Here is a 12,747-nt window from a genome sequence, read left to right as displayed (position 1 = left end):
TCGTATTCCAACGGAATTAAAATAAGAGGAGTACTCGATCGCGGACGCGCCGCATCGGCCGGTCGGCGGGCGATGCGAAGTTTTCGTCCTGGATAAATCGACTTATCCGGATTGCCCGGTTCGCGGGATGCGGGTTCGCCGGTTTTGTCGGGTATCGTTGCGTGTTGGTCCATTGCCGTGAAACGTTTGGCAATTCGTGGACAACTCGTCGCCTGCGCCGGATGCTGGGGTCGTCGCGGAGGTGTACGCAATGAGCGGACGAGTTGACGCGGTGACTTCGACGGAAACCCATTGCCCTTATTGTGCGTTGCAGTGCGGGATGGTCGTCGACGGCGACCGGCACAACGCACGGGTGCGGCCGAGGGCTTTTCCCGCCAGCGGCGGCGGCCTGTGCCAGAAGGGGTGGACGGCGGCGGCGGTGCTGACCACGCCGGGGCGGTTGACCACGCCGTGGGTGCGCGCCCGCGCGGACGCCGGGCAGGAGCCCGCCGGGTGGGACGACGCCCTGGACTTCGCGGCCGGGCGGCTGGCCGCCATCCGGGCCGAGCACGGGCCGGGCGCGATCGGGGTGCTCGGCGGCGGCGGGTTGACCAACGAGAAGGTCTACCTGCTGGGCAAGCTGGCCCGGGTCGCGCTGCGCACCCCGCACATCGACTACAACGGCCGGTTCTGCATGTCGGCCGCCGCAGCGGCGACGATCCGCGCGTTCGGCGCTGATCGCGGCCTGCCGTTCCCGCTCACCGACCTGGCCTCGGCGGACGCGGTGCTGCTCGTGGGGGCCAACGTGGCGGTCACCATGCCGCCGTTCGTCCAGCACCTCCGGCGCGCCGTGGACGCCGGCGGCCTGGTGGTGGTCGATCCCCGGCGCTCGGCCACGACGCAGCAGGCCGGCCTGCACCTCCGACCCCGGCCGGGAACCGACCTGGCGCTGGCGTCGGGTCTGCTGCACATCGCCGTGGCCGAGGGGTACCTCGACGAGACCTACGTGCGCGAGCGGACCTCCGGGTTCGACCAGGCGTGGCGGATCGCCGCGCGCTGGTGGCCGGAGCGGGTGGAGCGGGTCACCGGCGTCGCGGCGGCCGACCAGCGGTTGGCGGTGCGCCTGCTCGCCCAGGCGGCCAACGCCTACGTGCTCACCGCGCGCGGCACCGAGCAGCACTCCAACGGCACGGCGATGGTCTCGGCGTGGATCAACCTCGCGCTGGCGCTCGGCCTGCCCGGCACGCCGGGCTCCGGCTACGGCACCATCACCGGCCAGGGCAACGGCCAGGGCGGCCGGGAGCACGGGCAGAAGGCCGACCAGCTACCGGGCTACCGCAAGGTCGACGACCCCGCCGGCCGCCGGCACGTCGCCGAGGTGTGGGGCATCCCGGAACCCGAGCTGCCCGGCAAGGGGCGCTCGGCCTACGAGATCCTCGACGCCGCCGGCCGACCCGGCGGCATCCGGGCGCTGCTGGTGTTCGGCACCAACCCGGTCGTCTCCGCGCCGGGCGCGGGCCGGATCACCGAGCGGCTCGCCGCGCTGGACCTGCTGGTGGTGGCGGACTTCGTCGGTTCGGAGACCGCCGCGCTCGCCGACGTGGTGCTGCCGGTGACCCAGTGGGCCGAGGAGACCGGCACGATGACCAACCTCGAAGGACGGGTGCTGCTGCGCCAGCGCGCGGTGGACCCGCCGGACGGGGTGCGCGGCGACCTCGACGTGATCAGCGGTCTCGCGGTGCGCCTCGGGCAGGCACCGGGGGACTACCCGACCGACGCCGAAGCGGCCTTCGCGGAACTGGGCCGCGCCAGCGCGGGCGGGCCCGCCGACTACTCGGGCATCAGCCACCAACGGCTGCGCGCCGGGGAGAGCCTGTACTGGCCGTGCCCCGCACCCGGCCACCCCGGGACGCCCCGGATGTTCCTCGACGGCTTCCTCCACCCCGACCGGCGGGCCCGGTTCGCGGCGGTCGACCACCGGGAGCCGGCGGAGGTGCCCGGGGCGCGATTCCCGTTGTGGGCCACCACCGGGCGGTTGCTCCAGCACTACCAGACCGGGACCCAGACCCGCCGGATCGCGGAGCTCGACGACGCCGAACCGGAGGTGTTCGTCGAGGTCCACCCCGACACCGCCGCCCGGTTCGGGCTCGCCGACGACACCCTGGCGACGGTGACCTCCGCGCGGGGCAGCACCTCGGCGCGGGTGCGGTTCGTGCCGTCCATGAGGCTGGACACGGTCTTCCTGCCGTTCCACTTCCCGGGCGCGCAGCGGGCGAACCTGATCACCAACCCGGCGCTGGACCCGACCAGCCACATCCCCGGCTTCAAGGCGTGCGCGGTCCGGTTGGACCCGGTGCGGGAGGTGGCCCGGTGAGCGCGGCGGGTCCGTCGAGGACGGTGGAGGCCCGGCGGGTCGTCGTCGTGGGCTACGGCATGGCGGGCGCGCGCCTGGCCGAGGAGATCCGCGACCGCGATCCCGACGGCGTCCGGGTCGCGCTGACCGTGGTCGGCGCGGAACCGCACCCCGCCTACAACCGGGTGCTGCTGTCCAACGTCCTGGCCGGCGGTGTGGACGTGGACGCCGTCCGGCTGCACGAGCCCGACTGGGGCCACCGGAGCGGGGTCGACCTGCGGATCGGCACCGCCGCCGTGCGCGTCGACCGCGCGGCCCGGGTGGTGGAGCTCGCCGACGGCCAGGCGCTGCCCTACGACGCCCTGGTGCTCGCGACGGGCAGCGTCCCCCGGCTGCCGCCCGTGCCGGGGCTGTTCGGGCCGGACGGTGGGCTCTCCGACGGCGTGGCGGTGTTCCGCGACCTGGACGACTGCCTCCGGATACTCGCGGCGGCCCGCCCGGGAGCCCCGGTCGCCGTGCTCGGCGGCGGACTGCTGGGCCTGGAGGCGGCGCGCGGCCTGGTCGGCCGGGGCAACCTGGTCACCGTCGTGCACCCGCTGGGACACCCGATGGAACGGCAGCTCGACCCCGGCGCGGGCCGGGTGCTGGCGGACGCGCTCGGCCGGACGGGTGTGGAGTTCCGCTTCGGCCGGTCCGCTCGGGGTTACACCCCCGGCGTCGGGCTGGAGCTGGACGACGGCACGGCGGTACCGGCCGAACTGCTCGTCGTGGCGACCGGCGTGCGCCCCGAAGCGGGGCTGGCCCGCGCCTGCGGACTGGCGGTGGAGCAGGGGATCGTCGTCGACGACGCCCTGCGCACCACGGACCCGAGGATTCACGCGCTCGGCGACTGCGCGCAGCACCGGGGGACGGTCAACGGCCTGGTCCAGCCGGCGTGGGAGCAGGCCACGGTGCTGGCCGCGCTGCTGACCGGGGCCGACCCCGGCATCAGGTACCGGGGAACTCCCGTGGTCACCCGGCTCAAGGCTCGCGGCATCGACCTGACCTCGCTCGGCGAGGTGCACGTCGAGCCGGACGAACCGGGGGTCGAGGTGCTACGGGTGGAAGACCCCACGCGCGGCCGGTACGCCAAGATCGTGCTGCGGGACAACCTGGTCGTCGGTGCCGTGCTGCTCGGCGTCCCGGACGCCGCCGCCACCGTGACCCAGCTCTTCGACCAGGGGATGCCCGCGCCCGACGACCGCCTCGCACTGCTGCTCGGCCGCGCGCTGGTCACCGGGCCCACGGGGTCGACCGCCCCGGCGGACCTGCCCGGCACGACCCTCGTCTGCCGCTGCAACACCGTGCGGAAGGAGCAGTTGGTCACGGCCTGGAACACCGGGGCGCGGGCGGTCGGCGCGCTCGCCCTCGCCACGAGGGCGACGACCGGCTGCGGCACCTGCCTGGACGTGGTGACCGCGATCGCCGACTGGCTCGCCACCCGCAAACCCGCCCCGGACCTCGCGTCCTGACCGGACCGCGCGGGTCCGCCGGCCGGCGCGGTCCGGTCGATCCGGTGGTCCACGTCGCGGGGCCGAGGGGGAGCGCATTGTTTTCCCTTCGGCGGGAGGTCGCCGAAAGCGTCGGTTGTAGACCGTTGGACCGACCCCGGACGGAGTGCGATCCTCACCTCGGGTAGTGCGCGCCGGAAATCGATGATCCGGGTTCGACGCGCTGTTCCCGGTCGTGTCCGGCCACGGTGGACCGCGCGACGCGGCACCGTCCACTGTGGCCATACGGAGCGGTGAACGCCCCCTGGTAGGCTGATCTTCCGGGTGGGTGGCGTCGACCGGACAGCCGGCGGGTGCGGCGGTGCGCGTCACCGCAATTCGCGTGGTGAATTATTCGACGACCACGGGAATTCCCGGTAGCGGCCCCCCTTTCGAGTGAACGGATGCGCTTTCGGCGCGCCCGGCCGGCTACGGTCGGCGGTGTTGTCAGACAGGTACCGGGAAGGGTTGGTTCGGGTATGCGGGATGCTGCGGTCGAACGCGTGTCGGTGGTGTTCTCCCTGTTCGACGCGGACGGCAGCGGGAGCTTGACGGCCGCGGACTTCGAATTCATGGCGCGACGGGTCGTGGCGGTGGCCGACGGCTCCGACGCGGCGGCCACGCGGGCGATGACGGCGGCGTTCCGGCGCTTCTGGGAGACGCTGGCCGCCGAACTGGACGCCGACGGCGACGGGGCGGTCACCTGGGCGGAGTTCCGGTCCTGCGTGCTCTCGCCGGAGCGGTTCGACGCGACCGTGGCGCAGTTCGCCGACGCCCTGGTCGAACTGGGGGACCCGGACCGCGACGGGCTGATCGCGAGGCCCCGCTTCCGCGCGCTGATGACGGCCATCGGGTTCGAGGTGGCGAACGTCCACGCGCTGTTCGACGCGTTCGAGCCCTCCGACGAGGACCTGGTCGAGGTCGACACCTGGCGGCGGGCCATCGTCGACTTCTACTCCCCGGACCAGGCGGGCATTCCCGGCGACCTGCTGGTCGGCGAGAGGCCCCGCTGACGCCGCAGGGCGTGGCCGAAGCCGGCGCGGACGGTCGCCGGCGATCCGTGCGAGAGCTGTGCCCGAACCCGTGGAGCGCCCGCGCGCCGACGGGTTCGTTTCGACGTGGTGCCGGTCGGCCGAACCGACCGCGCACGGGTACCCGGGGAGTGGGAGTAGTGGAGTTGGACGGGATCGAGCACGGCGTGGGGGTGACGGCGTTGATGGTCGCCGCCGCACGGGCCATCGAGCACCACCGGCCCGACGCGCTGGCGCACGACGGGTTCGCCGAGCACTTCGTGCGGGCCGCCGAGGTGTCCCGGACGTGGCCGGTCCGCCCGCAGGACGTGCCCGACGGCGACGCCCACCCCGTGTGGGGGAGGCTGGCCCGCTACTTCGGGCTGCGGACCAGGGTCCTGGACGACTTCACCGAGGCGTCGGCCGACGCGGGCGCGCACCAGGTCGTGCTGCTGGGGGCGGGGCTGGACTCGCGCGCCTACCGGCTGCGCTGGCCGGCCGGCAGCACCGTGTTCGAAGTGGACCGGGCCGCCGTCCTGGAGTTCAAACAGGGCGTGCTCCGTGAGATGCGCGCCACACCGGAACCGGTGCGCACGCCGGTCGCGGCCGACCTGCGCCTGGACTGGGCTCGCGCCCTGCTCGACGCGGGCTTCGACCCGGCCCGTCCCACCACCTGGCTCGCCGAAGGGCTGCTGCTGTACCTGCCCGCCGCCGCCGAGGAGGCGCTGATCGCCCGGGTGGACCGGCTCAGCGCGCCGGGCAGCCGCTGCGCCTACGAGATCAAGTCGGTCCGGGAGGTGCGGGAGTTCACCGAGAGCCCCGTGTACCGGCTGGCCAAGGAGGAGATCGGGGTGGACCTGCTCGCCCTGTTCGACGACGACGCCCGGCCCGACTCGGCCGCCGCGCTCGCCGCGCGCGGCTGGACCACGACCACCCGCACGCCGTTCCACTACACGGCGCTGCACGGTCGGGGACCGCTCCCGCAACCGTGCGACGCCCTCGCCACCAACCTCTGGGTGTTCGCCGTCAAGGACGTCTGACAGACTCCGGCGCGGCCGGTGCCGACACCGCCACCCGCCGGCGACGGTGACCGGGCGGGGGAGAAGGCGGTGCGGAAACGGCGACACACGCCGGTGGCCAACCGGTACGAACCGAAAGGACACCGCGACGCCGTGACCAACCCCGAGCGGATCACCGACGGGCAGCTCGACAGCGGCTGGGCCGCCGCCGAGAACACCCGCATCCGCGCCGCCACCGCCGCCGACATCGACGCCATCGGACCACTGGCCGACCTCGCCGGCGCGCCGTTCGAACCGGAGCTGCAAGCCGGGATCGCCCGCGGTACCGCCGGCGGCGGACTGCGGATCTGCCTGCGCGACGGCCACCGCGCCTACACCGAGCACATGGCCGCCCGGTTCGCCGAGCACCAGCGCGACGACAACCCGATCCTCGCCTACCTGTCCGCCGCCCTCGTCCTGGTCGCCGAGCACCGCGACCACGGCGTGGTCGGCGCGCTGCTCGCCTACCCGCCGCTCACCGCTGCCTCGCAGATCATCGACCGGATGGCGGAGGTCGGTTTCGACGACCACGAGCAGTACAAGACGGTCCTCGGCATCGGCATGTTCCTCGTCCGGGTCAAGGTCGTCGCCGTCGCCGAGCACGCCCGGGGCGACAACCTCGGCGGCTCGATGCTCAAGATCGCGACCCGGATCTACGACCAGTGCAACTACGAGATCATCTACGGGGCGATGCCCGACGACCGGGGGCTGGACGTCTTCTACCGCCGCGCGGGGTTCACCGTGCACGGTCCGGCCGACGCGCTCGACCTGTTCGTGATGTTCGGTCGCGACACCAAGATCTGGCCGGGTGCCGGCGAGCGCCTCTTCTCCCGCCTGCGCCCCCACTGAGGCGGCCGTCGGTGGAACTTCGCCGAAGGTGTTCCCGCTGTCGTGCCCGCCGCCTACGATCCGCAGCGTGATCACCGGACCACCACTGCCCGACGACCTCCGGACGCTGTTCGCCGGGGGTGCCGACGCGGGCCGGACGCTGTCGGTCCCGCTGCCGCCCGGTCGCGCGGTCGCTCCCGAGGGGGGAGGCGGCGACCGGCCGGCGTTCTGGCTGGGCGACGGGCCCGCGCCCGAGGGCCTGTGGGCGCGGCTGCGCGCCGAGCACGCCAGGTCGGGGCTGTGGCCGTTGCTGCTCGACGCGCTGGACGACGAGGACGCGGCGTACCGGCCGTGGGGCAGCGGGGAGGTGGTGCCCGGCGGGATGTCCTCGCCCGCCGAGCACGATCCCGCCCGGCTGCTCGCGACCTGGTGGGCGGAGCACACCGAGGAGGACCCCGACGACCCGCTGACGCCGGCGGAGCGGGCCGCCGTGACCGCTCCCCACGGCCGCCGGTGGCCGGGGCTCGCACCCGCGCGCCCGGTACCCGCCGACCCCGGTCGCACCGCCGACGACCTGGCCGAGCACCTCCGGGCCGGGCACCCGTCGGTGCGGCTGGGCCTGGTCGCGGCGGATCGGGCCGCCGACACCGTGGCGGTCGTCGGGTGGACGGGGCCGGTGGACCACACCGGCGACACCGCCGAGCTCTCGGCGGTGCTGCGGAGCTGGGAGGAGCGCTTCGGCGCGCGGGTCGTCGCGGTCGGGTTCGACACGCTCGTGCTCGGCGTCGCCGCGCCGCCCGCCACGCGCGAGGAGGCCCTGGTGATCGCCGCCGAGCACTTCGCGTTCTGCCCGGACAACATCTGGCAGGACGACGGGCCGCAGGCGCTCCAGGACTACGCGGGCCGTCTCGTCGGTGACAACTCGTGGACGTTCTGGTGGGACCAGGGCCTGGGCGAGGGGTCACCGGAGCACGGCGAGGAGGGGACACTTCCGGGGTGACCCCGGATGTGCCCGCCTGGGGGCGCTCGTCCGGGCGGTCCTGCCGTCAGCGCCGCCTGCGGCGTCGGGCGAGCAGGTCGACGCCGAGGGGGAGCAGCAGGGTGAGGGCCAGCAGGGCCACCACGACGGCCATGGCGAGTCCCGCCGGGCTCTCGCACACCAGCCGTCCGGTGCTGCTGGTCATGCACCGGTCCGTCGCGATGATCGACTCGGCGAACGTCGGCACTGGTGCCTCCTCACGGCGGGGCCCTTTCCCACTCTGATGCCGTCCGGCGTTCGACGGTTCCACGAAGTCCGCGTATGCGGCGGGATCGCGCACCGGGCTTGAACGCCGGAGGACGGCACCGGCCCGGACGGTCCACAGAGGACTCCCGGCTGCCCGCCGTCAGGGCCCGCGTCCTACCCGGGCCAGGACGCCGCTCAGTCGGCGAGGAACCGCACCAGCAGGCCGGAGATCTCGTCCGCGTGGGTCCAGAGCAACCCGTGCGGCGCGCCCTCGATCTCGACGTACTCGGCGGCGGGCAGGCGCTTGGCGAACTCGCGGCCACAGGCGTCGACGGGCAGGATGCGGTCGGCGGTGCCGTGCACGATCAGCACGGGCACGCCGGTCTCGGCGACCTTGGCGACGTCGTCGCGGAAGTCGGTCAGCCAGCTCGGCACCACGGCCCAGGACGCCTTGGCCCCCGCGCCGGCGGCGACCGCGTAGCCGGTCCGCACGGCCGCTTCGCCGATCCGGGTGCCCAGGTTCTCGTCGAGGTTGTAGAAGTCGCCGTAGAACTGGTCGAACCAGGCGTAGCGGTCGGCCTTGGCGGCGGCCTGGATGCCGTCGAACACGCTCGCGTCCACGCCGGTGGGGTTGTCCTCGGTCTTGAGCAGGAAGGGTTCCAGCGAGGCCAGGAACACCGCCTTGGCCACGCGGGCGGCACCGTGGCGGGCGAGGTGGCGGCCCACCTCGCCGGTGCCCATGGAGAAGCCGACCAGCGCGACGTCGGTCAGGTCGAGCGCGGTGAGCACCTTGTCGAGGTCGTCGGTGAAGGTGTCGTAGTCGTAGCCGGTGCTGGGCTGGTCGGACTTGCCGAAGCCCCGCCGGTCGTAGGTGATCACGCGGTGGCCGGCGTCCAGCAACGCCTGCTCCTGCTTCTCCCAGGACGCGCCGGACAGCGGGTAGCCGTGGATGAGCACCACGGGTCGGCCGGTGCCGCGATCGGTGTAGTGCAGGGTGATGTCGGCGCTGTTCTCGCGTCCCACGGTGAGGTAAGGCATCTCTCGTCCTTTTCGGCGGTGGTCGGGTCGTCCTGCCGGCGACGCTATTACCGAACGATCGGTAAAGCAACGTGACGGGGTCGACACCACCCGGACGGGAAGCGTCCTTGTCAGTTGACCGTACGTTCGGTATTGATGGGGGATGGCGCGATCCCCGTCCCTGCGCGACGACGAGCTGAGCGACCGGCTGGCCGAGGTGTTCCGGAGCGCCGGCTACGGCGGTGCGTCGCTGGGAGCCCTGTCCGAGGCCGCCGGGCTGCGCCGGGCGAGCCTCTACCACCGCTTCCCGGACGGCAAGGTCCAGATGGCCGAGGCGGTGCTGGAGCGGGTGGAACGGCTCTTCGTCCACGCCCTGCGGCCCATGGGCGAGGAGCCGGACGTGCGGACCGGGATCACCCGGTCGGCGCTGCTGATCGGCGAGCTCTACGGCGGCGGCCTGCTGTCGTGCGTGATGGACAGCATGACGCTCGGCGGCGTGCCGGAGCCGGTGCGGCGGCGGGCGGCCGAGATCGCCGAGGTGTGGATCTCGACCATGGCCGACGCGGCGACCCGGGAGGGCCGGGCACCGGCCTCCGCGCGGGCGGCGGCCGAGGACGCCTTCGCGCTGATGGAGGGCGGCCTGGTGCACGGCCGGCTGTTCGGCGACAGCGGCCCGTTCCGGCGCGCGCTCACCCGCCTCCCGGACCTGCTGCTCGACCGGCGCACCGACTGACACCCCGCACCGCCCCCCGGCGCGCGGCCCGAGGCGTCCACGCCGGCGGACGGCCGCTCCGTCCGGCCCCGCGAGCGCGGAGCCGGACGGACGTCGGGGCCGCGCGGGCTAGCCCAGTTCCGCGCAGGTCTTCGCGTCCGGGTCCTGGGCCGCCTTCGGCACCCAGCGGACGTTCGCGAACGACGCCTGGAACGGGCCGTCGGTGAACACCAGGAACGGGATGTTGACCTTCTCCGCGTCCAGGCCCGCCGCCACCAGGCAGGAGACCGGGATCTTCACCGTCGACCGCTGACCCACCGGCAGGTCGGTGAACACCTTGGTGGTGTCCACCTCCGCGAGGCACGGCCACGAGCAGTGCGCGCCCAGGGCCGTCCGGTTGGTCGGCGGTTGGTGCACGACCACGTCGAACACCACGGCGGCGTCGGCGTTGGCGTAGCCGCGCAGGTCCGTGCCACCGGCCGGGTTCGCGAGGTAGATCTGGCCGGGACCGGTGCCCGTCCACGTGGTCTTGAGCCCGTCACCGGTCCCGTTCACGTCCGCCGGCGCGACGGAGATCGAGCTGTGCGCCGCCGTGCCGTCCGGGCCGATCTCGGTGCCGTCCCAGTTGTCCGGCGACGAGAGGTAGCCCCGGTGCGGCGCGACGTCCCCGCCCACGAACAGCTCCAGCTCCTCGGTCGCCGTGCCGCCGCCGTCGTCGTCGGCGCACCCGCCCACCGGCGAGGTCTCGTCGAGCTGCCCGATGGTGGTGCGCTGCCACGACTTCAGGCCGTAACCCGGCTTGAACAGCGGGTCGTAGCCCTCCTGCCCGGGGTGGAGCACGGTCTGGCAGGCGCTGCGCGGCCAGGAGTACGACAACTGCCCGGAGAAGCCCGGGTAGGTGTGCCGACCGCGCACCAGCAGGTCCGCGACACCGCCGCCCTCGGTGCCGGGCAGCCACGACGCCACGAACGCGTCCGAGCGGTTGAGCTCCTTGTTGACGTGCAACGGCCGGCCCGACAGGTAGACCGTCACGACCGGCGCGCCGCGACCGCGCACCTTGTCCAGCACGGCCAGGTCCTCCGGGTACAGCTTCGCCGCCTCCAGGGTGCGCCGGCCGAGGTCGCCGATGCCCTCGGCGTACGGGGTCTCGCCCAGCACCGCGACGACCGCGTCGAACCCGGCCGGGTCCACGTCGCCGGTTTCGCTGAACACCACGTTCGCCGCGCCCAGCGCTTCGCGCAGACCACCGAGCACGGTGGTGCCGCCGGGGAAGTCCGCGTTGGTGTTCCCGGTGCCCTGCCAGGACAACGTCCAGCCGCCGGTCTGGTTCTGGAGGCTGTCCGCGCTCTTGCCGACCACCAGCACCTTGGCCCGCGACTTCAACGGCAGCACGCCGCCGTCGTTCTTCAGCAGCACCTGGGATTCGCGCACCGCTTCACGCGCGACCTTGCGCGCCTGCAACGCCTTCGCGGACCCCGCGCCCGCCCGCGCGGAGGGCTTCTCGCCGTCCAGCACGCCCGCGCGCAGCTTGACGCGCAGGACCCGGGTCACCGCGTCGTCGATGCGCCCCAACGGGATCTGCCCGCCCTCGACCTGGGCGACGGTGTTGGCGATGAACGCCTTCCAGTCGGTCGGCACCATCACCACGTCGATGCCCGCGTTGATCGCCTGCGGGCACGAGTAGTTCGAGCACCCGGGCACCTGGCCGATGCCGTTCCAGTCGGACACGACGAGCCCGTCGAAGCCCAGCTTGCCCTTGAGGACGTCGTTCACGGCCGACTTGCTGCCGTGCAACCTGCCCTCGTCGATGCCCAGTTCCGCGTTGGTCCAACTGTTGTACGACACCATCACCGCTTGCGCGCCCGCCGCCAGCGCCCCGTAGAAGCCCTGGCCGTGCGTGTTGATCATCTCGGCGACCGAGGACGGGTTGACGCCCTGGTCCCGACCGCGCAGCGTGCCGCCGTCGCCGATGAAGTGCTTGGCGGTGGCCAGCACGTCCACCCGCCGGCGGTCCGAGCCCTGGATGCCCTTCACGGCCTCGTAGCCGTACGCGCGGGTGATGCGCGGGTCTTCCGAGTAGCCCTCGTACGTGCGTCCCCAGCGGTCGTCGCGCGGCACGGCCAGCGTCGGCGCGTAGGTCAAGTCCTGCCCCGTGGCGCGGAGTTGTGCCGCGGTGGCCTTGCCGATCTCGCGGACCAGGCACGGGTCGTGCGCCGCGCCCAGGCCGATGTTGTGCGGGAAGAGCGTTGTGCCGTAGACGTTGTTGCTGCCGTGCACCGCGTGGGTGCCCCAGATCAACGGCACGCGGGTGCGCGAGGTGGTGGACGCGGTCCAGAACGCGTCGGCGAGGTCGAGCCACGCCTCGGGCGGCGCGTGCTTGTCCATGCCCGGCGTCGAACCCGCGCCGTTGAGGACCGAGCCGATGCCGTACGCGCGCACCTCGTCGGGCGTGATCGCGTTGATCTCGGGCTGGGTCATCTGGCCGACCTTCTCGGCCAACGTCATCGTGCCGAGGAGCTTCTTGATCCTCCGCTCGTCGGCCGCGCTCGACCCGACCCGGCTGTCCACCTTCGGCCAGTCGGACAGCGTCGGCAACGTCTTCTCGATCCGGGCGCACCCGTTCTCGGTGCGCGGCTCACCCACCACCGGTTGCTTCGGCGCGGCTAGAGCACCACCGGTGGTGATGAGCCCGGCGGCGAGCACCGCGGCGAGCACGGCACCCAGGTGTCTGCGTGACATCGGCAAGTCCGTTCCTCGAAATGCGGCGGCACGGCCAGATCCTCACCCCTGCCCGAGGGGTGGTCAAGATCGGCTGGGAGCGTTCCCTCGCAGGGGTTAGGACGAATGGCGGCACGCCGGGGGCGCTGCGGACCCGTCTCGCCCCGGGCAGGGCGCGACAACGGTGTCGGCGAGGCGGATGTGCGCTGGTGGCGGGCGGTGGGAGCGCCGGAGCGCGCGCGTCTCCGCGTGCCGGGCGAACCTTCGGTTTCACGCCAGTGGGGTGATCGGCGCGATCAGCGACCACGGGCCACCGCT

Annotated in this window: 10 protein-coding genes; 7 read left to right on the top strand and 3 right to left on the bottom strand. The window is 73.4% G+C overall.

From position 1 onward, the window contains the following. Positions 1-250 precede the first annotated feature (250 nt). From AB0G01_RS28245 to AB0G01_RS28220, 6 genes are all read left to right on the top strand, one after another. Entirely contained in the window at positions 251-2,353 is a 2,103-nt protein-coding gene (locus AB0G01_RS28245; RefSeq protein ID WP_360951327.1) for a molybdopterin oxidoreductase family protein, read from the top strand. A gap of 23 nt (positions 2,354-2,376) precedes the next feature. Beyond that, positions 2,377-3,843 (top strand): FAD-dependent oxidoreductase, encoded by a 1,467-nt coding sequence (locus AB0G01_RS28240; RefSeq protein ID WP_360951622.1) that lies wholly within the window; start codon positions 2,377-2,379, stop codon positions 3,841-3,843. A gap of 497 nt (positions 3,844-4,340) precedes the next feature. Beyond that, positions 4,341-4,874 (top strand): EF-hand domain-containing protein, encoded by a 534-nt coding sequence (locus AB0G01_RS28235; protein ID WP_360951324.1) that lies wholly within the window; start codon positions 4,341-4,343, stop codon positions 4,872-4,874. 158 nt (positions 4,875-5,032) lie between these two features. Then, positions 5,033-5,911, top strand: a complete 879-nt coding sequence (locus tag AB0G01_RS28230) for an SAM-dependent methyltransferase (RefSeq protein WP_360951321.1) — start codon at positions 5,033-5,035, stop codon at positions 5,909-5,911. Between the two features lie 69 nt (positions 5,912-5,980). Next, positions 5,981-6,778 carry a hypothetical protein gene (locus AB0G01_RS28225; RefSeq protein ID WP_360951318.1) on the top strand — a complete coding sequence of 266 codons (798 nt, stop codon included), beginning with the start codon at positions 5,981-5,983 and terminating at the stop codon, positions 6,776-6,778. 67 nt (positions 6,779-6,845) lie between these two features. After that, positions 6,846-7,757, top strand: coding sequence for a DUF4253 domain-containing protein (locus tag AB0G01_RS28220; protein ID WP_360951315.1), 912 nt, complete (start codon positions 6,846-6,848; stop codon positions 7,755-7,757). A 46-nt stretch (positions 7,758-7,803) separates the two neighbouring features. Here the strand turns inward: AB0G01_RS28220 and AB0G01_RS28215 are convergent, their stop codons facing one another. Then, positions 7,804-7,983 carry a hypothetical protein gene (locus AB0G01_RS28215; RefSeq protein WP_360951312.1) on the bottom strand — a complete coding sequence of 60 codons (180 nt, stop codon included), beginning with the start codon at positions 7,981-7,983 and terminating at the stop codon, positions 7,804-7,806. A 194-nt stretch (positions 7,984-8,177) separates the two neighbouring features. After that, positions 8,178-9,020 (bottom strand): alpha/beta hydrolase, encoded by an 843-nt coding sequence (locus AB0G01_RS28210; RefSeq protein ID WP_360951309.1) that lies wholly within the window; start codon positions 9,018-9,020, stop codon positions 8,178-8,180. A 142-nt stretch (positions 9,021-9,162) separates the two neighbouring features. Here AB0G01_RS28210 and AB0G01_RS28205 point away from each other — a divergent pair, with 142 nt between their 5' ends. Beyond that, the gene (locus tag AB0G01_RS28205) at positions 9,163-9,732 is read left to right on the top strand and encodes a TetR/AcrR family transcriptional regulator (protein WP_360951306.1); all 570 of its coding nucleotides are present in this window, start codon (positions 9,163-9,165) and stop codon (positions 9,730-9,732) included. 108 nt (positions 9,733-9,840) lie between these two features. Here the strand turns inward: AB0G01_RS28205 and AB0G01_RS28200 are convergent, their stop codons facing one another. After that, complete coding sequence (locus AB0G01_RS28200; RefSeq protein WP_360951303.1) at positions 9,841-12,450, bottom strand: exo 1,3/1,4-beta-D-glucan glucohydrolase; 2,610 nt, start codon at positions 12,448-12,450, stop codon at positions 9,841-9,843. Between the last annotated feature and the right edge of the window lie 297 nt (positions 12,451-12,747).

Origin of the sequence: Actinosynnema sp. NPDC023587 (assembly GCF_040640215.1) — a bacterium.
In the GTDB taxonomy this organism is placed as follows: Bacteria; Actinomycetota; Actinomycetes; order Mycobacteriales; family Pseudonocardiaceae; genus Actinosynnema.
This window is presented reverse-complemented; position numbering and strand designations above follow the sequence as displayed.